The sequence below is a fragment of the Actinomyces sp. oral taxon 171 str. F0337 genome (genome assembly GCF_005696555.1).
Classification (GTDB): Bacteria; Actinomycetota; Actinomycetes; order Actinomycetales; family Actinomycetaceae; genus Actinomyces; species Actinomyces oris_E.
Window position 1 is genome coordinate 485,668 of record NZ_CP040005.1, and the last position, 21,934, is coordinate 507,601.

General features: G+C 71.8%; 12 protein-coding genes. 8 read left to right on the plus strand and 4 right to left on the minus strand.

What is annotated here, in order from left to right:
• Positions 1-112: 112 nt before the first annotated feature.
• From FBF36_RS02115 to FBF36_RS02135, 5 genes are all read left to right on the plus strand, one after another.
• The gene (locus FBF36_RS02115) at positions 113-877 is read left to right on the plus strand and encodes a DeoR/GlpR family DNA-binding transcription regulator (protein WP_009396950.1); all 765 of its coding nucleotides are present in this window, start codon (positions 113-115) and stop codon (positions 875-877) included.
• Positions 874-1,884: a 1-phosphofructokinase family hexose kinase gene (locus tag FBF36_RS02120; RefSeq protein WP_075375797.1), complete on the plus strand. Its 1,011-nt coding sequence runs from the start codon at positions 874-876 to the stop codon at positions 1,882-1,884. The genes FBF36_RS02115 and FBF36_RS02120 overlap by 4 nt, the downstream gene beginning before the upstream one ends.
• Positions 1,885-2,122: 238 nt before the next feature.
• Positions 2,123-4,303 carry a fructose-specific PTS transporter subunit EIIC gene (locus tag FBF36_RS02125; protein ID WP_009397283.1) on the plus strand — a complete coding sequence of 727 codons (2,181 nt, stop codon included), beginning with the start codon at positions 2,123-2,125 and terminating at the stop codon, positions 4,301-4,303.
• 153 nt (positions 4,304-4,456) lie between these two features.
• Entirely contained in the window at positions 4,457-4,918 is a 462-nt protein-coding gene (locus FBF36_RS02130; RefSeq protein WP_075375795.1) for a sterol carrier family protein, read from the plus strand.
• A gap of 383 nt (positions 4,919-5,301) precedes the next feature.
• Entirely contained in the window at positions 5,302-6,981 is a 1,680-nt protein-coding gene (locus FBF36_RS02135; protein WP_138137102.1) for an RNB domain-containing ribonuclease, read from the plus strand.
• Positions 6,982-6,994: 13 nt separating this feature from the next.
• Here FBF36_RS02135 and FBF36_RS02140 read toward each other — a convergent pair whose 3' ends face one another.
• On the minus strand, positions 6,995-7,513 hold the full coding sequence (locus tag FBF36_RS02140) for a TetR/AcrR family transcriptional regulator (RefSeq protein ID WP_009397803.1): 519 nt from the start codon (positions 7,511-7,513) through the stop codon (positions 6,995-6,997).
• 36 nt (positions 7,514-7,549) lie between these two features.
• Here FBF36_RS02140 and FBF36_RS02145 point away from each other — a divergent pair, with 36 nt between their 5' ends.
• The 3 genes from FBF36_RS02145 to purM all read left to right on the plus strand — a co-directional run bounded on the left by FBF36_RS02145 (position 7,550) and on the right by purM (position 11,589).
• On the plus strand, positions 7,550-8,416 hold the full coding sequence (locus tag FBF36_RS02145; protein ID WP_009397805.1) for a DMT family transporter: 867 nt from the start codon (positions 7,550-7,552) through the stop codon (positions 8,414-8,416).
• Between the two features lie 74 nt (positions 8,417-8,490).
• Positions 8,491-10,323: an amidophosphoribosyltransferase gene (purF, locus tag FBF36_RS02150; RefSeq protein WP_138137104.1), complete on the plus strand. Its 1,833-nt coding sequence runs from the start codon at positions 8,491-8,493 to the stop codon at positions 10,321-10,323.
• A 120-nt stretch (positions 10,324-10,443) separates the two neighbouring features.
• Entirely contained in the window at positions 10,444-11,589 is a 1,146-nt protein-coding gene (gene purM, locus FBF36_RS02155) for a phosphoribosylformylglycinamidine cyclo-ligase (RefSeq protein ID WP_009395312.1), read from the plus strand.
• Positions 11,590-11,915: 326 nt separating this feature from the next.
• Here the strand turns inward: purM and FBF36_RS02160 are convergent, their stop codons facing one another.
• The 3 genes from FBF36_RS02160 to FBF36_RS02170 form a co-directional block, all read right to left on the minus strand.
• On the minus strand, positions 11,916-12,119 hold the full coding sequence (locus FBF36_RS02160) for a DUF3073 domain-containing protein (RefSeq protein ID WP_009395313.1): 204 nt from the start codon (positions 12,117-12,119) through the stop codon (positions 11,916-11,918).
• A gap of 578 nt (positions 12,120-12,697) precedes the next feature.
• Entirely contained in the window at positions 12,698-15,178 is a 2,481-nt protein-coding gene (locus tag FBF36_RS02165; RefSeq protein WP_138137106.1) for a UvrD-helicase domain-containing protein, read from the minus strand.
• Position 15,179: 1 nt separating this feature from the next.
• Entirely contained in the window at positions 15,180-21,728 is a 6,549-nt protein-coding gene (locus tag FBF36_RS02170; RefSeq protein ID WP_138137109.1) for a DEAD/DEAH box helicase, read from the minus strand.
• Between the last annotated feature and the right edge of the window lie 206 nt (positions 21,729-21,934).

Consider the following 21,934-nt stretch of genomic DNA (forward strand, 5'->3'; position numbering starts at 1 on the left):
GGTGGACATGAATGTCTGAACAGACATACTCTTACGTCTGTTCAAACATAAAAAGTCGAAGAGATGTCCGAACGGGCGCCTCTGTCGATGGCACCGACCTCAGGGGGTGAACATGCGCATCGAGGACAGGCACCGCCAGATCGTGGAGCAGGTGCGCGGTGCGGGGCGGGTTCTCGTCACCGAGCTCGCCGAGCACTACGACGTCACCCCTGAGACGATCCGTCGTGACCTGACCGCCCTGGACCGCAGCGGCGCCCTGCGCAAGGTCCACGGTGGCGCCATCCCCGCCCCCGCCCTGCCGGAGACCGGCGTGACCCAGCGCGAGCAGGTCAACCCCGATGCCAAGCAGGCCATCGCCCGCGCCGCCCTGGCGCGGCTCGCACCGAAACCCGGCACCACCCTCCTCATCGACGCTGGAACCACCACCGAGTCGCTCGCCCGCCTCCTGCCGGGCGACAGCGACCTGACCGTCATCACCAACTCCGTCCTGACCGCCGCATCCCTGGCCGCCGCCGGACGTACCCGGGTGCGGATCCTGGGCGGCCAGCTGCGCGGACTCACCCAGGCCGCCGTCGGCCCCGAGGCCGTCGAGGCCCTGTCCACCCTGAGGGTCGACGTCGCCGTCCTGGGCGCCAACGGCCTGAGCGCAGCCCACGGGCTGTCCACGCCCGATCCCGACGAGGCCACCGTCAAACGCGCCATGGTGCGCAGCGCCCGCCAGGTGGTGGCCCTGGTCGACTCCACCAAGATCGGCCAGGAGCACCTGGTCTCCTTCGCCTCCCTCGACGACATCGACCTCCTGGTCACCGACGTCGAGCTCCCGCCCGCACTCATCGACCAGCTCACCGCAGCCGAAACCGAGGTACTTGTCGCATGATCCTGACTCTCACGCCCAACCCGTCCCTCGACCGCACCGTCTCCCTACCCGCTCCCCTCCAGCGCGGCGCCGTCCAGCGCCTGACCGACGTCGTCATGGAACCGGGAGGCAAGGGCGTCAACGTCGCCCGCGTCCTGTCCACCTCCGGGCGCGCCGCCACCGCCGTCCTGCCCGCCGCCGAGCACGACCCCATCCTCACCGCCCTGGACGGCCTCGAGCTGCCCGGCCTCACCGTGCGATCCGTGCCCGTGGCCGGCCCCGCCCGCATCAACACCGCCGTCACCGAGCCCGACGGCACCACCACCAAGCTCAATGAGCTGGGAGCGGGCCTGAGCGCTGAGGAGATCGACGCCGTCGAGCAGGCCCTCCTGGAGACCCTGACGCTCACGGGGGTGTCGGCCGGAGCCGACCCCCACCACTGGGCCGTCCTGTCCGGCTCCCTGCCGCCGGGCGCACCGGCCAGGTGGTACGCCCGCCTGGTCGGGCTCCTGCGCGAGGCCGCCCCGGGGCTGCGCATCGCCGTCGACACCTCCGACGAGCCCCTGGCGGCCCTGGCCGCCGAGCTGCCCGGATCGGCCCCCGACCTCATCAAGCCCAACGGTGAGGAGCTCGGCCAGCTCACCGGCCTGCCCGCCGAGCGCGCCATGGCCCTCGAGGAGGGCGCCGTTCAGGGGGACTACGACCCCGTTGTCGACGCCGCCCGCCTCCTGGTGGACCTGGGCATCGGCGCCGTCCTGGTGACCCTCGGCCCCGCCGGCGCCGTCCTGGTGACCGCCGACGGCGCCTGGCACGCCACCGCCCCCGAGGTCCCGGTGGTCTCCACCGTCGGCGCCGGGGACTCCTCGGTGGCCGGCTACATCCTGGCCGACGTCAACGGCGGTGACGAGACCGAGCGCCTGCGCACCGCCATGGCCTACGGCTCGGCCGCCGCCTCCCTGCCCGGAACCACCCTGCCCACGCCCGCCGACCTGCCCGATCAGCCGGCCGTCGTCACCCGGCTCTCCTGAGTCGGGGCGCCCGCGGGCGCCGGGGTCGCAGACCCGCGAGCCCCCGCACATGTCAGCGGCTGCCGGCCGGTCACCGCCCAGCCGGCCCCGCCACCGACCGCCCCTCGACCGTCCATCACCCGTCCACCGACCCGCCACATGACCACCACTGACCGCATGACCGCCGCCCACCACCCTTGACCACCTGTGACCCGCCGCAGCCCACCGGGCGGCGGCACCTCGGACACCAAGGAAGACCATGACCGAGAACAAGCCCCTCATCATCCCCGAGCTGGTCGCGCTCGACGCCGACGCCGGCCCGGGCAAGGAAGACGTCATCGAGTTCCTGGCCACCACCGTGGCCGGTGCGGGCCGGGCCTCCAGCCCCGACGGCCTGGCCGCCGACGCCAAGAAGCGCGAGTCCACCGCCCCCACCGGGATCCCCGGTGGCATCGCCATCCCGCACTGCCGCAGCTCTCACGTCCTGGCCCCCAGCCTCGGCTTCGCCCGCCTGTCGCAGCCGGTCGACTTCGGGGCCGCTGACGGACAGGCCGCCGACCTCATCTTCATGATCGCCGCCCCCGACGGCGCCGACGACTTCCACCTCCAGCTCCTGGCCAAGCTCGCCCGCGGACTCATGCAGTCCGATTTCACTGACGCCCTGCGCCAGGCCGCCGACGCCGAGGAGATCGCCCGCATCGTCACCAGGCAGGTCCAGCCCGAGCTGCTCGACGACGGGACACAGGCCGCGGACGGCGCGGACGGCGCAGCCGGTGAGACCAGTGAGGCCGCAAGCGCCGCGGACTCGGCCCAAGGGGCCGGCGTCGTGGAGACCAAGGAGGCCTCGGCGTCGTCGGCTCCGGCGGAGGGCGAGACCGTCATCGTGGGCGTCTCCTCCTGCCCCACCGGCATCGCCCACACCTTCATGGCCGCCGAGGCCCTGGAGCAGGCCGGCAAGGACCGCGGCATCACCGTGGCCATCGAGGGCCAGGGCTCGGGCAAGATCGACGCCCTGGACCCCGACCTCATCAATCGGGCCAGCGCCGTCATCTTCGCCCACGACCTGCCCGTCAAGGGCCGCGAGCGCTTCGCCGGCAAGCCCGTCATCGACGTCGGCGTCAAGGCCGCCGTCAACGACGCCGGCTCCCTGGTGGACAAGGCCCTGGCCGTGGTCGACGACCCGAGCGCCACCCGCGTGCCGGCCGGCGGCGAGTCCGCCGAGGAGAGCGAGGAGGGCTCCGAGCACTGGGCCCGGCGCCTCCAGCGCTCGGTCATGACCGGGGTGTCCTACATGATTCCCTTCGTGGCCGCCGGTGGTCTGCTCATCGCCCTGGGCTTCCTCCTGGCCGGGTACGACGTGGCCAACCTCTACGAGAAGATCTCCATCAGCGACTACTCCCTGTGGAACCTGCCCGGCAACGAGTTCGTGCACGAGATCAAGAACTCGGCCGGCGACGTCGTCGGCACCGAGACGATCACCGTCTCCCAGTCCGGGCTGCTGCTGTACATCGGGTGGACGCTGTTCCTGCTGGGGCAGGCGGCCATGAGCTTCCTCGTCCCGGCGCTGGCCGGCTACATCTCCTTCGGGCTGGCCGGCAGGCCCGGGATCGCGCCCGGATTCGTCATGGGGGTCGTCGCGGTCGAGGTCGGTGCCGGGTTCATCGGCGGCCTGGTCGGCGGCATCCTCGCGGGCTACTTCGCGGCCTGGCTCGCCGGGCTCGGCGTGCCGTCCTGGCTGCGGGGGCTCATGCCGGTGGTCATCATCCCGCTGGGCACCACGCTGGTGGTCGGCGCCGTCATGTACCTGGTTCTCGGGCTGCCCTTGGCCTCCCTCATGACCGCGCTGCAGAACGGACTGACCTCCATGTCCGGGGGTGGGTCGGCCGTGCTGCTCGGCATCATCCTCGGGCTCATGATGTGCTTCGACCTGGGCGGACCGGTCAACAAGGCCGCCTACCTGTTCGGCACCGCGGGCCTGTCCGCGGCCAGCGCCACCAACGCCGCCCCCTACGAGATCATGGCCACCGTCATGGCCGCCGGCATGGTGCCGCCGCTGGCGATGTCCGTCGCGACCTTCCTGCGCTCGCGGCTGTTCACCAAGGCCGAGGTGGAGAACGGACGCAGCGCCTGGCTGCTGGGGCTGTCCTTCATCTCCGAGGGCGCCATCCCCTTCGCCGCCGCCGACCCGCTGCGCGTCATCCCGGCCACTATGGCCGGCGGCGCGGTCACCGGCGCGATGACCATGGCCATGCACGTCGGCTCCCGAGCGCCCCACGGCGGCGTGTTCGTCGCCTTCGCCATCACCAACTTCGGTGGCTTCCTCCTGGCGATCCTGGCCGGGACGGCGGTGACCACCGCCCTGGTCATCGTCCTCAAGGGTCTGGGGCGCAACACCGACGGCAAGAAGACCGCTGAGGCGCAGGCGGCAGATGCCGCTTGATCCGGCGATCCTCATCACCGCGTCGTGCGGGGTCCCACCAGGTGCGGGGCCCCGCACGACGCGTGTGAGGAGCTAAGAGGCCGAGTCCGAGAGTTTCGGTGTCCCCGTTGACGCAGGACGCTCCCCGGGGCGGTCCGGCATAGGCTTCACGACATGGCTGCAAGACGACGCATCGACCCCGCCGCCGGCGCCCAGGCCCTGCGCCAGTGGGCCCAGGAGCATGACAGGCCCGGGGACGGGCCGGTCAACGGGACCGGAGGACCGACCGGCGCTGAGCGTGCCGCCGGTGGCCCCGACTCGGCCAGTCCCGCCGACCGGGCCGCCCGCCGTCGGATGACCGCCACCGCCGTGCGCTACACCCTTGAGGAGCTCGCCGCCTGCGCGCCCGGGCGCTCGGTCGAGGTGCGGGTCCCGCCCTTCGGAGTCACCCAGGCTGTCGCCGGCACCGTCCACCGCCGGGGCACCCCGCCCAGCGTCGTCGAGACCGACGCCGCCACCTGGCTGGCCCTGGCCACCGGCCGACTCACCTGGCAGGACGCCCTGGCCGGCGGCGCCCTGCACGCCTCCGGCGAGCGCTGCGACCTGTCCGCCTACCTGCCTCTGGTCAAGCTCTGAAAGCCTGTCCGGTCTGGGCCGACCGGCGTGGCATGGTCGCCGCCGTGCCGCCGTAGCGCCGCCGCCCTGATTCTGACTGTCGCTTTGCGAGCCGGGGCTGCTCCGCGGACTCGTAGGGGCCGGTCACTCCCATGTCCTGAGGCATCTCGGACTGTTGTGCCAACCGCGCAGAGGACGAAAGTGTCACAAATGGCGACTTTTCAACGCACCCTGTCGGGGCAGACGTCAGGGCGCAAGGTCCTGACCAGCGTCAACGCGTTCTGACTGGTCGTCTGCGGAGCCCACTCGGTCCTAAAAGTCGCCGCCCGTGACAGATCGGGCTGATTCCGCTCCATCCGTCTGTTGGTCGCTGCGCCGGCGGCCCGCGCCGGTAGGTTCATCCCATGAGTCGCACGCGCCTGAGCACCTACACCGCCCCGCCCGCCGAGGTCACCCGGACCTTGGACGCGTTGCGCGCGCACTACGAGGTCCCCACCGCCTTCCCGCCCGAGGCCCTCGCCGAGGCGGAGGCCGCCGCCGGCGCCTGGGCCCAGGACGGCCCCGCCCGTCTCCTGGCCGACGGCGCCCGCGACGCCCGCGACCTGGACCTGGTCACCATCGACCCGCCCGGCTCCATGGACCTCGACCAGGCGGTTCTCCTGGAGCACCTGCCCGCGCAGGCCGACTATGTTGACCAGGCCGGCGCGACCGTCGGGGACGTCGGGGACGCCCCGGAGTCGGAAGCCGCCTACCGAGTCCACTACGCCATCGCCTCCCTGGCCACCTTCGTGACCCCCGGCGGCCCCCTGGACACCGAGCTGCGCCGTCGCGGCGAGACCGTCTACGCCCCCGACGCCGCCACGCCCCTGCACCCCGAGGTCCTCTCCCACGGCGCCGCCTCCCTCCTTCAGGACGCCGAGCGCCCCGCCTGCCTGTGGACCATCGACCTCGATGACCGCGGCGAGGTCGTCTCCGCCCGCGTCGAGCGGGCCCTCGTGCGCTCGCGGGCCCGCCTCACCTACGCCCAGGTCCAGGCCGCCATTGACGGGGAGGGCGCCCTGCCCCAGGAGGCGCCGGCCGACCTGCCCGAGCTCCTGGCCGAGATCGGCCGCCTGCGCCTGGAACGCGAGGCCGCCCGCGGCGGCATCAGCATGACCACGCCCGAGCAGGTCGTCGAGGTGACCGAGGCGGCACAGGTGGCAGAGGCAGCAGAGGTGACAGAGCCGGCAGGGGACTCCGAGTCCGCCGAGTCCGCCGAGGCGCCCGGCCCCGCCGGCTACCGGCTCGCCTACCGCGTGCCCGTGCCCGCCGAGCAGTACAACGCCCAGATCTCCCTGCTCACCGGCATGTGCGCCGCCCGGGTCATGGTCGAGTGCGGCGTCGGCATCCTGCGGACCCTGCCGCCGGCGCGCCCCGAGGACTACGCCCGTCTGCGGCGCGTCGCCACGGCCCTGGGCATCGACTGGCCGGCCGCCCAGCCCTACCCCGAGCTCGTGCGCGGCCTGGACCACGCCGTGCCCGCTCACGCTGCCTTCATGGAGCAGGCCATGTCCCTCTTCCGTGGATCGGGCTACCTCGCCTTCGGAGTGGGCGGCGTCGGGGTACCGGCCGAGGACGAGGCCTCCGACACCGAGGAGGCCGTCCACTCCGCGATCGCCGCCCGCTACGCCCACGTCACCGCCCCGCTGCGCCGCCTCGTGGACCGCTACGGCGAGGAGGTCTGCATCGCCGCCTGCGCCCAGGCGCCCGTGCCCGAGTGGGTCCTTGAGGCCCTCCCCGACCTGCCCGACGTCATGGAGCAGACCGGCAAGCGCGCCAGAGCCATCGGCCGCGGAGCCCTGACCGCTCTGGAGGCCCTGGTCCTGCGCGGACACGAGGGCGAGGTCTTCGACGGCGTCATCACCTCCGAGCGCGACGGCCGCGGCGAGCTCGTCCTGGCCGAGCCCGCCGTCGTCACCGAGATCCGCGCCGGCACGAAGGCCCCCGACGATGGCCTCCCGGTGGGTGAGCGCGTGCGGGTCCGCCTCCTGTCCGCCGACCCCGCCTCCGGCACCCGCTTCCAGCTCCTGCGGAACCGACCCTGAGGCGCCAGGTGCGTCAGGCCTGCGGGAGCAGCTGTTCCAGCAGCTCCTCAGCGTCACTCCCCACCAGGTCCAGCGCACCCCGTGAGGCGAGTGAGGCGACGCCGTGGACGGCCGCCCAGGCTGCGGTCGCGGCGGCCTCGGGCGCATCCGGGCGTTCCTTGGCGAAGCGGGCGCGCCATTCTTCAAGGAGTGGCAGGGACCTGGCCCGAAGCTCTCGGCCGCTGCCGGCCAGCACGTCGTGACGGGTGATGAGGTCGAAGGCGTGGGGGTGCTCGACGGCGTAGGCGACGTAGGCCCTCGCGGTCTCCTTGAGGCCTGCCGCGGCATCGGTGAGGCGAGTGCGGAGCTCATCGAGGCACACCTCGGCGATGGCGGACAGTAGCAGCGCGAGGGTGGGGAAGTGGCGTCTCGGTGCTCCGTGGGAGACGCCGCAGCGCCGGGCCACCTCTCGTACGGTCACCGCGCTGACGCCGTCGTCCTCGAGCAGCTGCCGCCCAGCCTGGATCAGACGGTCCTCCGTTGTCGGGCTCATGGCCCTAGCCTGCCTCTTGTAGACGGCGTCTACAATATGGTAGACATCGTCTACATGATGGCTTTCGGATACTCCCTCGCCCTGGTCTCGGTCGGGTCCGCCCTGCACGCCCTGTGGAACGTGCTGGTGAAGCGCTCCGGTACCTCCGACGTCGCCTTCGTGTGGGTCTACAGCGCCATCGCCGCGCCGCTGTGGCTCGCGGTACTGACAGTGGGGGCGACCTGGGGAGGTCTGGGCCCGGCCTGGTGGGCGGCCCTCGTCAGCACGGCGCTGCACACGGCCTACGCCGCGGTCCTCCAACGCGCCTACTCGTCGGCGGACCTGTCAGTGGTCTATCCGGTCTCACGCGGGCTGGCGCCGGTTCTGGTGACGGCGGTGGTGGCGCCGTGGACCGGGGGCCCGAGCGCCATCCAGGCGCTCGCGCTTCTGGCGGTCCTCATCGGCGTCCCCCTCGCCTCGGGGGCCACCTGGCGGGATCTGACCCGGGCCCGGGGCCTCCGGGCGGGCAGCGCCGTCGCATCCTGCACCGCCGCCTACACTCTGTGGGACGCCTTCGCCGTCGCGGAGCTGCACGTCGCCGTTGTGCCCTACATGGCGCTGTCCAGTCTGGCTCAGCTCGTGCTGCTCACCATCGTGCTGGGCCGGCGTCGTCGCGAGCTGCCCGCTGCGCTGGCTGCCGGCTGGGCCCGGGCCCTCCCCATCGCGGTGCTGGTGCCGGCGAGCTATGCGCTGGTGCTTGTCGCCATGCGCTTCGGGCCTCCGTCCGTCGTCGCCACCTCCCGGAGCCTCAACGTCGTCTTCGGTGTCATCGCCGGGGTGTGGCTCCTGCGTGAGCCCTTCACCAGGCGATCAATACTCGGGGTCTCGATGATCGTCGTCGGGGTCCTGGTGGGGGCGAGCTGATTCCGGAGCCGCCCGCGGACCGGCTCCGGCGGCCGCAATGGTCAGACGGCGCCGGACCATGACAGACTGTGCGTGTGCGCACCGGTGAGAAACCCTCGCAGATCACCTTCGACCATCCCGACGGCGCCCGCCCCACCCCGCGGGCCGGCTCCACCGAGCCTCCGAGCCGATCCGCCCGGTTGAGCCCGCCCGATCCGACGGTTCCCGCAGTGCCCGTCAGCGTCCCCGGCCTGACCGCTCTGCCCGACGACCACTCCGACGAGCTCGAGCCCTCGCCGCGCGAGGAGTGCGGCGTCTTCGGAGTGTGGGCCCCCGGCGAGGACGTCTCCCGCCTGAGCTACTTCGGGCTGTACGCCCTCCAGCACCGCGGCCAGGAGTCGGCGGGCATCGCCACCTCCAACGGCTCCCAGATCCTCGTCTACAAGGACCTCGGCCTGGTCTCCCAGGTCTTCGACGACCAGGCCCTGTCCAACCTCACCGGCCACGTGGCCGTCGGCCACGTCCGCTACGCCACCCAGGGGGCCACCACCTGGGAGAACGCCCAGCCGATGCTCGGCCCGGCGGCCGGCTCCACCCTCGCCCTGGCCCACAACGGCAACCTCACCAACACCCGCGAGCTCATGGACGCCGTACGCGTCACCTCCGGGGAGGACCTCAGCGGTGAGCTCGGCCGCGGCTCCTCCACCGACACCGCCGTCCTGGCCGCCCTGCTCAACCTCGTCTCCGAGCACGGAGCCCTGGAGGGCTGGGACTCGGCCGCCGACATCCTCACCTCCGGCATCACCGACGACGCCGAGCTCGACGCCGCCTACTCCGCACCGCCCCCCTTGAGCATCCACCAGGCCGCACGGCGGGTCCTGCCCATGCTCCGCGGCGCCTTCTCCCTGGTCTTCATGGATGAGCGCACCCTCTACGCCGCCCGCGACCCCCACGGGGTGCGCCCCCTGGTGCTGGGGCGCCTGGGCAACGGGTGGGCCGTGGCCTCCGAGACCGCGGCCCTGGACATCGTCGGCGCCGCCTTCGTGCGCGAGATCGAGCCCGGCGAGCTCATCGAGATCGACGAGGACGGCGTGCGCTCCTCGCGCTTCGCCACCGCCCGCCGGGCCGGCTGCGTCTTCGAGTACGTCTACCTGGCCCGCCCCGACACCCGCATCGCCGGACGTAGCGTCATCACCTCGCGCAACGAGATGGGGGCCGCCCTGGCCCGCGAGCACCCGGTGGAGGCCGACCTCGTCATCGCCACGCCCGAGTCGGGCACCCCGGCCGCCATCGGCTACGCCCAGGCCTCCGGCATCCCCTACGGGCAGGGCCTGGTGAAGAACGCCTACGTTGGGCGCACCTTCATCCAGCCCACCCAGACCCTGCGCCAGCTCGGCATCCGCCTCAAGCTCAACCCCCTGCGCGAGGTCATCGAGGGCAAGCGCCTCGTCGTCGTCGACGACTCCATCGTGCGCGGCAACACCCAACGGGCCCTGGTGCGGATGCTGCGCGAGGCCGGCGCCGCCGAGGTCCACGTGCGCATCTCCTCCCCGCCGGTCATGTGGCCCTGCTTCTACGGCATCGACTTCGCCACCCGCGCCGAGCTCATCGCCACCGGTATGAGCGTGGAGGAGATCGGCGAGTCCATCGGCGCCGACTCCCTGGGCTTCCTGTCCGTCGAGGGCATGGTGGCTGCCAGCGGCCAGAAGGCCGACGACCTGTGCCTGGCCTGCTTCACCGGCGACTACCCGATCCCGCCGCCCGTGCGCAGCCTGACGTCCGCCGCCATCCCCGTGCGCCGCGTCCCGACCGCCTACCGCGGTCGGCGCAGCGAGAAGGCCGACGACGCCGAGCGCACCGTGCCGCCGGGCAGCATCACCCGCCCGGACCTGGCCTCCGGCAGCCCCCTGGGCTCGACGACGTCGTAGCCCTGGGCGGCCGGCCGTGCGCTGACTGGCCGACCCCGGTCAGCCGCCGGCCACCTGCTCCGCCCTCGCCCCTTCCGCTCACCACCGCACCTTCGACCCGAGTCCACAAGGAGCCCCCACATGACACAGCAGCCCGAGCAGCCCACCTCCGCCATCACCTACGCCGACTCCGGCGTGGACACCGCCGCCGGGGACCGGGCCGTCGCGCTCATGAAGGACGCCGTGGCCTCCACCATGACCCCGGCCGTCGTCGGCGGCGTCGGGGGCTTCGCCGGGCTCGTGGACGTCTCCGCCCTGCGTGACTACCGCCGCCCCCTGCTGGCCACCTCCACCGACGGCGTGGGCACCAAGGTCGCCATTGCCCAGGCCCTCGACATCCACGACACCATTGGTCAGGACCTGGTGGGCATGGTTGTCGACGACATCGTCGTGGTCGGGGCCCGGCCCCTGCTCATGACCGACTACATCGCCTGCGGGCACGTCGTCCCTGAGCGGATCGCCGACATCGTGCGCGGCATCGCCCAGGCATGCGCCGCTATCGGCACCCCGCTGCTGGGCGGTGAGACCGCCGAGCACCCCGGCCTCATGGCCCCCGACGAGTACGACGTCGCCGGGGCCGCCACCGGCGTCGTCGAGGCCGATCGCGTCCTCGGCGCCGAGAAGGTGCGTGCCGGCGACGTCCTGGTCGCCCTGGGCTCCTCCGGCCTGCACTCCAACGGCTACTCCCTGGTGCGCCGCGTCATCGAGCACGCCGGCTGGGGCCTGGAGCACGAGGTCCCCGAGTTCGGCCGCACCCTGGGCCAGGAGCTGCTCGAGCCCACGCGCCTGTACACCCGCGTGTGCCTGGCCATGCTGGAGACCCTGTCCTCACCGGCCGCCCCGGGGCCGGTCCACGCCCTGTCCCACATCACCGGCGGGGGACTGGCCGCCAACGTCGCCCGGGTCCTGCCGGCCGGGCTCATCGCCGACGCCGACCGCTCCTCCTGGACGGTGCCGCCGGTCTTCTCCACCGTGCGCGAGCTCGGCTCGGTGCCGTGGGAGGACCTCGAGGGCACTCTCAACCTGGGCGTGGGGATGGTCGCCGTCGTCGACCCGAGTGTGGTCGACGCCGTCCTGCGGGTCGCCGAGGGCTCCGACATCCCCGCCTGGGTGCTCGGCGAGGTGCATGAGGCCGCGAAGTACGAGGCTCAGGGCCGGGTGGTCTCCGGCACGAAGGGCGTCGACGGGGGATCGGTCGACATCCACGGCACCTACCGGACCGCCTGAGCGGCCGAGGCCGCCGCTGGCACGAACAGCGGGGGGACGACACGACAACGACGAGGCCCCGATTGGATGCGGTATCCAGCCGGGGCCTCGCACCGTGAGATGTCACGTGTGGCGACTAATCAATCCCCGCCGGGCCGGTTCTGGAGCAACGGGCCAGGGCAGCACCGCCCTGGCCTGGGTCGATGCGACACAGGCGGTTCGGTTCGGGAGTGAGAAGTCGCCGAGAGTGACACCGATGGCTGCCCGGATGGCCTCGACTCACGCGCTCGTAGGCGCGCGGAAGGGCCGGCAGGTGCTTTCCTCCGGCCCTCCTCGACTGGGGTGGGCTAGTTGCCGCCCTCGTCCCAGTCATCATCGTCGACGGCATACTTGGCGGCCAGTTCCTCGTAGTCGATCTCGTCGTCAGGCTCAGATCCCGAGGACGCTGAGACGAGCTCCCGCTCCAGAGCCTTGTAATCAGTCTCCGGGCTGAAGTACTTGAGCTTACGGGCAACCTTGGTTGCCTTGGCCTTCTGACGGCCGCGCCCCATAGGCTCGACCCCCTCCAACGTGTCACGGCGCGCACGTGGGCGCGCTCTTCCTGGTCAAATATGTCGTGGGGCAACCGTACAACGTCAATGGTCACGAACACCATTCAGACACCGGGGGAGGGGCGTGGTGACGCACACCCCATATATGGGACGCGGGGTCCAAGAGCCCCATGGAGGGCGCCCAGGAGGCCTTCGGTGGGCCTTCAGTGAGCCTGCGGATGCTGCCCAACACGGCCCCGACGTTCCTCCAGGGGCTGGGAGTCTCAGAGGCGCGAGGCTGCCGACACGAGGACTCCTGAGAAGGGGTGGAGGAGGGGCTGCCTGGTGACTGGGGGTCGGCACTTCGCCGGGGGCGTACGCGGATAGCCGGACAGTGGAGGACCTGACATGCGCGGGGGTGGCGGCCCTGACGGACGCACGGGTGCGCAGGTGGCGGCCCTGACCGACCGAACCACGAGGACGCACCATAGGGGCTGAGGACTGATCCTAGGGATGCAGTCCGTGAGCCTGATGGTGCGTCCTCGATGGGTGAGGCATGTGGTGCCCGGCGCGTGAAAATGCAGCTGAGAGACCACAACCTAGGGCGTGAGGGCGGTGATGAGGGGGCTGGCCTCGCCGCTCCAGGAGATGGCGAGCTGGTCCCGGGCGCGGGTCGCGGCCACGTACAGCAGTGAGCGCTCCCGCAGGAGGGCATCGTCGCGGTCCGCGTCGGAGTACTGCTGGTCCCGCAGTGGCCGAGGGATCGCTTTCCTCGAGACGTCGAAGAGCAGTACCTTGCGGAACTCCAGACCCTTGGCGCGGTGCATCGTCATAACTACGGGCCTGCCCCGACCGGCCGCTTCCCGGTCCACGGCGCGCACCTCTATCCCGTGCTGGGCCAGACCGTTGACGACGGCGTCGCGCTGGTAGCGGTCACGCACGAGGACGGCGATTGTCTCCGGAGCGCTGTCCTCACTGTCTCGGTCCTGTTCCAGCCACACCGTCAGCAGCTCAGCGGCCTTGCTCAGCTCATCGGCGCGGTCGGTAGCGTGCAGCAGCAGCGGCTCGGGTCCGGAGCGCGGTGAGACGTAGTGGTGCTCCTCTGCCTGCCCCTCCATGTCTTCGTAGGTGCCGGGATCGAGGATCCCGAAGGCGACATCGAGGTTCTGACGGGTGGTACGGTAGTTGCGCGTCAGCCGCCGCGACCTCCCGCGCACCTGGATCCCGTAGTGGCTCAGCGTGATCTTCTTGCCGTAGATGCGTTGGTGGGAGTCCTCAGCCAGGAACAGGTCATCCGGGCCAGGTTCCACCAGCGCCCGCAGCAGCTGCAGGTGAGCGGGCGTGAGGTCCTGCGCCTCATCGACGAGCACGTGTCGGAAAGGTCGGGGTGTGCCGAGGTTTGCCTCCTGGTCGAGCCAGGCTGCGGCCAGGGCGAGCTGTTCGTCAAAGGAGGTTACGCCCAGGTCGGCGCTGCGGTCTCGGTAGCGCTCCATCGCCTTCCACACGGCGGCCCGCTTGGACCGGTCCAGGGCCACGCCTCGCCCTGGTCGGCGCACGCGCAGGTACTGTTTGAGAGTCGTGACGCGCTGGGGTAGCACGATCAGCTCGTACTCGGACTCCAGGAAGTCGGCGGAACGCAGCCCCTCGGGCAGCTCATCGCCCATGAGGGTGAGGACTTCCTGCCACACATTCTCCCTGGGGTAGGTGAGTACTCGCCCGCGCGGCTGGCCGATGACCTCCTGGGCGATGGGGGAGATCCTGGCTCCGGCCTGCTGGAGGATCATGCGCGCCACCCGGTCCAGGCCGCTGACCATGACTCCGGGCTCGCTCAGCCTCTCGGTGAAGGGCAGCCGTGGTTCGAGCTGGGCGATCTGGCGGCGCAGGTCGTCGGCGAGGTTGCGCGTGTAGGTCGTCAGCAGGATCCGCGGCTCCTGCCCGTCAGCCTTGTCCCGCTTGGCCAGCTCGACGGCGCGGTGCACGGCAATGACGGTCTTCCCGGTTCCGGCGCCGCCCGAGACACGCATGGGACCATTCGCGCGCCGCTCCACGAGGGCCCGCTGCTGGGGGTGCAGGAAGAGCTGCCACTCGGCGAAGCTGAGCCCCTCGATGGCGCGGCGCAGGTCCTCGTCACTTTCCAACCAGGTGAAGGTCGAGCGCGCCGCGCGGGTGCGCAGACCTGCGATGAGGTCGGCGTCGGTGGGCTCTGCGGACACGTCACGTGAGGGCCGCAGCCCGAAGTCCTCACGGATCTCCTCGATCGTCGCCCCCGTAGCCAGGTTGAGCAGCGCCTCGCCCTGCCAGGACACCCGGGCGGTGGAAGCCAGGTCGAGGAGCTGGGACTCGCGCTGCGCCGCCAGTGCCGCTGCGCCGAGTCGGACGTCAATACCGAGCTCGTCGTGCAGCATCTCCACGGTGAGCCCATCGGGCCACACCGGTGCCTGGTCCCGGCTGGGAACGACGACGGCGCCCGGCACGGCAGCGGCCCCCGCCGTTCCGGCAACCGCTCCGCCTTCGCCCCGCTGGCCCCCCGTCCCAACCGGCTCGCCAGGTGCCTGGGTGGGCGCGGAACCGGCGTCGGCTCCTCTGGCTTCCTCGTTGCGACGGCGCGCCTCGGCGTTGGCGGCCTGGATGCGGGCCGTCTCGCGGGCGATCTCGTCGGCCTCGCGCTGGGCGGCGGCGAGCTCGGCCTGGGCTGTGCGTCGCGCCTCCTCGACGGCGCGGGGATCCAGGCCGATGAGGTCCCCGACGTTGACGACCTCGGTGATGCCGTTGCGGGGGTTGACGTGGACGGTGACGGATTCGGCAATCTTGATGGCCTCGTCATGTGGCCAGATGCCGTGGATGACGTAGACGACCTCGCCGTCGGCGGTGAGCTCGAACAGGACGGCCCGGTAGAAGTCGGTGACGCGCGCGGTACGCACACGCCGGTCCCGCGATCCACGAATGGGCTCCAGGTGCAGCCCCGAGCTCGTGGACATGGTGGACAGCTTGCTGATGAACGGCCCGATCTTCGCCCTGAGGGAGGGGTCCTTGGCGGTGGCGTCCTTCGTCTTGCTGCTGGGCAACAGGATCGTGGCCATGTCAGTGTCCTTCCAGGAGCTCGGGGATGAGCGCGCAGATATCGGTGGCGGTGCGGGCCGGATCGTCGCCGGTGACGATGACGCGCCAGCCGGCAGCCGTCAGGGCTTCCTCGTCGCCGTCCAGCGGCTCGGCGAGGACAGCAACCTTGGGCGCAGCCCAGGACAGGTCCGTCATGATGCCGCCGACCTCGACGCCGTCGCCCTCGTGGGGGAGGCCGGCCGCAGCCAGATGGGGCAGCAGGGTGAGGATCGGCTCGGGGGTGAGGTCCTGGTCGACGTCGTCCCAACCGAGATCGCTCATGGCGGCTGGGCTGCCGGCGACGTCGGCAACAGTGACCTCGGCCTGGGCGCGGGCGCGCAGCTCAGCCAGGGCCCGGCTGGTCGTGGTGATGTCCACGGGCACCTGAGTCAGGGCGAGCACGTTGCTGAGCCGCAGCCATGCCAGCCAGGCCTCCGAGTGCTCGGGACTCCCCAAAGCCTCATCGGAGTCGTCAAGCACGAGGGCCATCCCCGTGGTGGAGGTACCGGTGAGCTGAACCGCCAGGGCAAGGTGGGGGATGGCGAAAACCGAACCGGAGTGCGTCGATGCCGCAGGAGCGCCTGCGGCATCAGCAGCGCCGGCGGGTTCGGGCAGCTCGGTCTCAGGCCGCAGCACACGCAACGCCTCCCACAGCGGGTCCGCCCCGGCGCCCTGGGTGGAGGAGTACCGCAGGGATGCGTTCTGTCCCAGGGGCAGGTGGCCGGCGGCCCCGACGATGAGCGGCCCCCAGGCGGAGTCGGCCAGAGCCGCCAGAGCGGCGGTGGTCGGACTGGTCTCGGGGTCCTCGTTGTCATCGCTGAGCATCGTCTCCAGCAGCGCCATTGGCCCCCCGCGCCAGGCGTCGATGGCCTGGTCGGTGACGCCGCCGGCGCGCGAGGCCCCCAGGGAGCCGTTCTTGAGCTGGGCGACGGTGTCCTCATTCAGCCAGGCCGGGTTCCACGGCCCGTCCAGGTCCTCGACGCTTACGGAGATGACCCGGTAGCCGGCTGCGCGCAGGCGTGCACGTTTGTCGGCGTCGTCGGTGAGACGGTTGTATTTGCGACTGGCGTGGAAGTTGCGGCCGTCGGTGAAGACGGCGATGGGACTGCGACCGCCGGGGCGCAGGCAGGTGAAGTCGGGGCGGGTGCCGCGGGCGTCAAGCTGGGGACGGATCCGCCAGCGGCCCCCGTCGATCTCCAACGCGGGCGCGCCCGAGGGGTCGCTGGTGGTGCGCACGGCCATCTGCTTGCTCAGGAGCTCGGCGAGTGCGGCGCGGAAGCGCACCTCCAGGGGGCTCTCCCCGGTGCCAGCGCGCACGGCCTCGTCGGTGACCTCCCACAGGGGGACCTCTGGGTCGAGCTCGGCGAACACGCCCTCGGTGTCCTGGTTGCCGGTGGTCTCCAGTCCGAGGAGCTGGCCGATGGCGTGCAGGGCTGCGGCGCGGGTGACTTCTGCGGAGACGGCGTGGGGCCGCAGGCAGTCCGGGCACATGTCCTTACCTTCGGCGCGGCACGGGCAGTTCTCCAGGTGCTGGCCGGTGTGGATGAGGAGGTTCCAGAGCCGGGAGGAGTCGTCATGGTCGGTGAGGTAACCGGTGCCTCCGGGCACGGTGTCGTGCAGCAGGAGGGCGGGGCGGGTCTCACCGGGGGCGCCGCCGGCCACGGGGTGGGGGACGGAGGCGATGCCCAGGTGGTCGGGGGAGCCGCCAGTGGTGATCTCCAGTCCCAGGAGGATCGCGGAGGCCAGCGAGTCCACCCCCACCCGGTCGGTGGCGAAACCCAGCGGCAGGACGAAGGCGAGTGCCTCAGTGCTCAGCTCGCGCATGAGGTCGACGGCGATCACGTGCTCGGCGGAGTCGCTGCGGTAGCGGCACCAGGGCCGGTGCTCGCGGGCGGAGGAGGCCCGCGTGTCCGTGTCGAGCTTGCCGCAGGCCTCGCACAGGCGGAAGTCCCGCGAGGAGAGGGCGTTGCCGGAGATCCGGTCGACGCTCTGGCCGGCCAGGGGCCGCCCGGTGTTGAGCCAGCGCAGGTGCATGCCGCGGTAGCGGGTCACCCCGAACCCGGAGGCCTCCACGTTCCACTGGCGCACCGCGCGGGTAGGGTCGAAGTCGGCCAGGGGTAGGACCTCGAAGTGGGTGCGGAGCCGTTCGTCGCTGGAGTCCCCGATACGGGCGTCGTCCTGGGAGACGTCGGCGAAGACCCGGCTCAGGCGCAGGACCCGCCGGGCCCGTCCGACCTCGGCAATGTCGGTGTCGCGGCACCGGGGGCACTCCGTGGGCGCGGCGGGCCGGGTCTCCTGCGGCTCACGCGCATCGATGTAGCCGCAGGCCTTGCAGCAGAACCACCACTGGGCCTGGTTGCTCAGGTCGGAGGCGTCAATGCCCTCGATCTCCATCTCCAGGCCGCGGGTGTAGAAGGTGGCGCCGGGGGCGAACTCGTGCAGGGCGTGGACGGAGGCCCTGTCGACGTCGCAGGGCTCGGAGTGGAACTCGTCGCTGTCCGGGTCGCGCCAGGAGACGCGGGCGGACAAGCGCACCGAGTCGTCAATGAGGGTGTAGTTGGGCAGGACGCCGTGGCGCTCCAGGGCCGAGACCCAGTGCTCACGATCCAGGTCGAAGATCCGGGACTCGGCCGCCTTCCGGGCTCCTTCGGCGGAGCGATGGGCCCGTAGATCCTCCTCGGTGGCGTTGGGGCGCTCGGCGGCGACCTTGAGGTCGGGCAGGGCCTCCCGAATCTGGCGCTCCTGGCGGTGGAGCTGTTCGGACTCGGCGCGGTGCTCGGCCGCAGCGCGCTGGAGCATCTCCCGAGGCCCGGCGCCGGAGTCCTGGGTCACCCAGGCGCTCAGGCGGTCGAGCGCCGGCGTGCGCTCCTGGAAGGCGGCGGTGAAGGCCTGCGCCAGCAGGGCGCCGTCGCGCTCGATCCGCTCGCACAGCGTGGTGATGAGCGAGCCTTCGCCGGTGGCGCCCAGGGCGGTCTTTGCGGTGCCGCCGCCGTGGCCGCCGGAGGGGATGGCCGGGTGGTTCTCGCGGGCGAGGGTGTCGATGACGGAGGCCAGGAACTGGCGGCGCAGGATCTCCTCGGCCCCCAGGTAGGTCGACGGCGGCGCGACGGAGCCGTTGAGGAGCCGATCCGGGGCGTCAAGGATCGGGAGCTGGCTGCGCCTGCCGGGCACGTAGGCCAGGGCGAGCGCCGAGCCGCTGCGGCGGCCCGCGCGGCCCACCCGCTGTACGTAGGAGGCGACGGTGGCCGGCAGGGAACCGAGCATGACGGTGGACAGGTCCCCGATGTCGATACCCATCTCCAGGGTGGGGGTGGCCACGAGGACGTTGGGGTCGCCGGGCACCTGCGTGGGGCGCTTGAACCCGGTCTCGACGTCGGCGCGCTCCTTGGCGTCGAGCAGGGAGGTGTGCTCGTGGGAGTCGACCCGGCGCACGTGGGCCCCGGCGTACATGCTGCGGTAGAAGCTCTCGGCCGGGTGCGGCTGGGCCCTCAGGTGGCCGGGGCAGGTGGCGGCCAGGCAGGGGGCGGCGTCGAGCTGGTCGACGGTGGCGGTGGCGGCGGGCAGCTGGGTGCGGCAGGTGTCGCACACCAGGAGCAGGGCCTCGCGCGTGGTCTCGCGCAGCGGGGAGACGACGACGCGGCCGGCCGGCAGCCCGTAGACGGTGCCGCCGGAGTTGGTGGTGGTGACGCTGAGGATCCCGGCCTCGGCCAGGTGGGCCAGGAGCGCGCAGGCCAGGCGGGAGGCGTGGGTGGGCACGACCCCCAGGCACTTGCGGGCCCAGGTGGCGTACCAGGACTTCGAGGAGCCCACCGGCGCGAAGGCCGACTTGCGGGTGTCGAGGCCGCCGCCGACCTGGGGGAAGGCCGGGGCGGCGCGCCCGGTGGGGAAGGCCGGCTGACCCTGGTGACGGTTGCGCTTGTACCAGATCCACAGGCGCTTGCCGTCGTCGCGCTTGTAGCGCGAGAGCCACTCGTGGTCGATGGCGCCCTCGCGGCGCATGTGCTCCAGGGTGCCGCGCACCCAGGCGAGCAGGGCCGCGTCGCTGGTGTCCTTGAAACCGTCGAGGACGCCCTGCTGGTCGGTCCCGAGGGCCTGACGGGCCAGAGTCACCAGGGCGTTGGCGCGCCCGGCGCTGACGTGGACGGTCACCGAGCCGGTGGCCTCCAGGGTGCGCCCGTAGGTGGACTGGAGCCCCACCTCCAGGGCGATGTCGAACAGGAGCCGACGGCGCACGTGCGGCTTGGCCCGGCTGCGCTTGGAGGCCGGGGCCTTCGGGTCCCAGTAGTGCTTGAAGCGCTGGTGCTCAGACAGGGCCGCGGGGACCAGCCGGTAGCGGTCGAAGGCGCTGGCCTGGGCGTCGTCGAGGGCGGCCTCGGCCCACTCCTCGATGGGCATCTCCGCTCGCAGCGCCCCGCGCAGGGCTGAGCGCAGGCTCATGGTGTGGGAGCGCTGGTTGACGTAGCCGGCGCGGTGGGCGGCGTCCTGCACGGAGTCGGTGAAGATGAGGGCGCGTTTCTCGGTGTTGTCGAGGGCGTCGTCGCCGAACAGGGTGGTCAGGGACACCGACAGGAGGGTGGCGACGGCTGAGCCGAGGAAGCGGATGGAGTCCTTGGCGCCGCAGGAGGGGCAGACGTCGTTGGTGGAGTCCTCGGTGATGCTGCGTTCGTCCCCGGTGAGCATGAGGACCGGCAGGACGAGGCCCTCCTTGGCCTCGGTGCTTTCCTGGGCGGGGCGGCGGGTGAGGATTTCGCGGCTGTTGATGGAGTACCAGCGCAGCCCGGGGTGGCGGGCCTCCAGGTTGATCTCGCCGGCCTCGGTGCGGGTTCGGTAGTCGGCGTCCTCCCCGGGGGCGTGCAGGAGGGCTCGGAAGCGGGGGTCGCCGGTCTTGCGGTCGCGGCGCACGTGGGTCTGGTCGTCCTTCTCCTTCTGGCCGGTGGGGGCCAGGACGATGCCCCAGCCGGAGCGCCCGCAGGAGCGGCAGTACAGGGCGGGGCGCGCTGGCTCCTCGACCTGTGTCTGCTCGGAGGCGGCGTCGGCCCAGCGGAAGGAGGGCAGGGAGCTCAGGGCCCGGTCGACGCGGGTGACCTCCCGGATCCACAGGGTGACCTCCACGTTGACCGCGCTGCGGTCGGGTTTGCCGTCGAGTCCGGCGCGCACGACGGACAGGGCCGCCAGGATCGCGGAGAGGACCCGCCGGGCCAGACCCGACTCGGGGACGGGGCCCAGGAGGCCCCGGGCGAGGTCGGCCAGCGGCGTGGAGCGCTCGGCGGCGCGCACGAGGTCCAGGACGTCGGGGTGGGCCTGGAGGGCGGAGGCGAGGCCGGCGGCGTCGAGGGTGTCCTCCACCTCCTCGGGCAGGTCGTAGAGGTGGGCGACGACGTCGCGGAGCAGCTCCTCGGGGTTGGGGGAGCCGGCCTCGGCGAGGCGGGCCAGGGCCTGCAGGTTCTCACCGGGCAGGGAGCGCAGGCGCAGAGCGCGGCCGGCCAGGCCCTTAGTCTGGGCAATCTGGCGGTGCGTGGCGGCCCACTGGTCGAGGTCGGCACGGGTCTCGGTGACGACGGCGCTCGTGGGCAGGTCGGTTCCGAAGACGTCGCAGGCGAAGGCGAGCATCTGGGAGGGGTCTGCCCCGTCGCCGAGGGTGGCGGAGGTGGCCACAGGGCACACGGGGCCGAGCGGGGCGGAGGCGAAGGCCTCCTGGCGGGGGTCGTCGGCGGGCAGGTGGGCGCGCAGGGTCAGGCCCAGGCGCCGCAGCAGCATGGCGACGTCGGTGCCCTGTGCGCCGTCGTAGGTATGGAACTCGTCAAGGACCAGGTAGGTGAGCGACCCGGCTGAGGCCCGCCACAGCTCGCGGTCCTCGGGGCGCAGGAGGAGCTGGTCGAGCATCTTGTAGTTGGTGAGCAGGATGTCCGGTGGGTTGTCGCGGATGACGTAGCGGTCGGTGATGAGGGAGTCGGCGGTGACGTGCTTGCGGGGGCTGGCGGAGGAGTCCCCGGTGTAGATGGCGGCGCGCACTTCCGACAGGGCGGGATCCTCAGTGATGAGGCGGGCGAGGCGGCTGGCCTGGTCGGAGGCCAGGGCGTTCATGGGGTAGAGAATGAGGGCCTTGATACCGGTGACTCCCTGGGCTCGGGCGCGCAGGACGTGGTCGAGGACAGGGTGGAGGAAGGACTCGGTCTTACCTGAGCCGGTGCCGGTAGTGACGATGGTCGGCTCAGGGCGGTGGCCGCCCTTAGTGGTCAGGCGCCGGTAGGAGTCCTCCTGGTGCTGGTAAGGGGTGAGGCCCGGGTCCCAGTCGAGGGGACGGTCGGCGGGGTGTGCTGGGTCGGTTGTACCGGGGCGGGCGCTCGCCGCCAGGTAGGGCAGGCGCAGGCGGACGAAGGGGCCGACGAAAACTCCCTGATGCTCGTCCTCCAGGAAGTCGGTGAGCACGCGCCGCGGCTCGGCGTCGGTGAGGGCGAAGGTCGTCGAGAGGTAGTCGACGATGGACCGCCGGATGCGTTCGGCCTGGAGGCTAGGGAGGAGGAGCGTCATAGCTGGAGCGTGGTGGTGATGGGCGATGGGGTGGATAGCGGCGAATGGTGTACGGGAGTGGTGTCTGCCGGGGCCGGCACTACCTCGTGCGGATCGTCGTTGTTCCGGGAGTGATCCCGCAGGTCAGAGGCTACCGCAGGCTGCGTGAGGGCTGAGACACTTGCAAGTAACGTTATGTACGTTTCTGCACTTTTCGTCCATAATGT

Excerpts from the sequence above, each read along its gene's own strand:
- FBF36_RS02115 (WP_009396950.1), top strand. The coding sequence starts at position 113 with ATGCGCATCGAGGACAGGCACCGCCAGATCGTGGAGCAGGTGCGCGGT.
- FBF36_RS02120 (WP_075375797.1), top strand. The coding sequence starts at position 874 with ATGATCCTGACTCTCACGCCCAACCCGTCCCTCGACCGCACCGTCTCC.
- FBF36_RS02125 (WP_009397283.1), top strand. The coding sequence starts at position 2,123 with ATGACCGAGAACAAGCCCCTCATCATCCCCGAGCTGGTCGCGCTCGAC.
- FBF36_RS02130 (WP_075375795.1), top strand. The coding sequence starts at position 4,457 with ATGGCTGCAAGACGACGCATCGACCCCGCCGCCGGCGCCCAGGCCCTG.
- FBF36_RS02135 (WP_138137102.1), top strand. The coding sequence starts at position 5,302 with ATGAGTCGCACGCGCCTGAGCACCTACACCGCCCCGCCCGCCGAGGTC.
- FBF36_RS02140 (WP_009397803.1), bottom strand. The coding sequence starts at position 7,513 with ATGAGCCCGACAACGGAGGACCGTCTGATCCAGGCTGGGCGGCAGCTG.
- FBF36_RS02145 (WP_009397805.1), top strand. The coding sequence starts at position 7,550 with ATGGTAGACATCGTCTACATGATGGCTTTCGGATACTCCCTCGCCCTG.
- purM (WP_009395312.1), top strand. The coding sequence starts at position 10,444 with ATGACACAGCAGCCCGAGCAGCCCACCTCCGCCATCACCTACGCCGAC.
- FBF36_RS02160 (WP_009395313.1), bottom strand. The coding sequence starts at position 12,119 with ATGGGGCGCGGCCGTCAGAAGGCCAAGGCAACCAAGGTTGCCCGTAAG.
- FBF36_RS02165 (WP_138137106.1), bottom strand. The coding sequence starts at position 15,178 with ATGGCCACGATCCTGTTGCCCAGCAGCAAGACGAAGGACGCCACCGCC.
- FBF36_RS02170 (WP_138137109.1), bottom strand. The coding sequence starts at position 21,728 with ATGACGCTCCTCCTCCCTAGCCTCCAGGCCGAACGCATCCGGCGGTCC.